Origin of the sequence: Adlercreutzia sp. DFI.6.23 (genome assembly GCF_024462535.1) — a bacterium.
In the GTDB taxonomy this organism is placed as follows: domain Bacteria; phylum Actinomycetota; class Coriobacteriia; order Coriobacteriales; family Eggerthellaceae; genus Adlercreutzia; species Adlercreutzia rubneri.
In genome coordinates this window covers 1-430 of sequence record NZ_JANGBP010000106.1, presented here as the reverse complement: position 1 = coordinate 430, position 430 = coordinate 1, and the positions used below count along the sequence as shown (strand labels likewise).

1 protein-coding gene is annotated in these 430 nt (G+C 64.2%); it reads right to left on the bottom strand.

Going from position 1 to position 430, the window contains the following annotated elements; genetic code table 11:
* Positions 1 to 79: 79 nt before the first annotated feature.
* Positions 80 to 430, bottom strand: a 351-nt coding sequence (locus NE591_RS12545) for an imidazole glycerol phosphate synthase subunit HisH (protein WP_371130604.1), incomplete at its 5' end; no start/stop codon positions are given.

The following is a 430-nucleotide window of genomic DNA, read 5'->3' as shown; positions in this document are numbered from 1 at the left end:
GTGACGGCGTGGTAGTCTCCTTTGGCCAAGCACACCGCGCGCCCGTCTAAAAGATCGATGGCAGGAAGAAGGTACATGGCTACTCCTTTGACGCGACGGGGTTTTCCGCCACCTTATCAGCGTGCGCGCTGCCGGCGCGCGCGGCTCGTGCAATGGTTGCGAAGTTGGCAAGCAGGCGCGCGCCCGCATCCGAGATCTTCTCCGGATGGAACTGCACGCCGAAGACGGGACGGCCCGGCACCTGCACGGCGCAGGGGAAGGTCACCGAGTGCACCGTCTCGGCAATGGTGGCCACGCTCGGCGGCGCCACGAAGCTGTGGGTGAAGTAGAAGAACTCGCCGGGCGCTATTCCATCGAACAGCGAATTCGGCTCGGAGAACTCCACTGAGTTCCATCCCACATGGGGCACTTTGTAGGCGCGGCCGGCAGC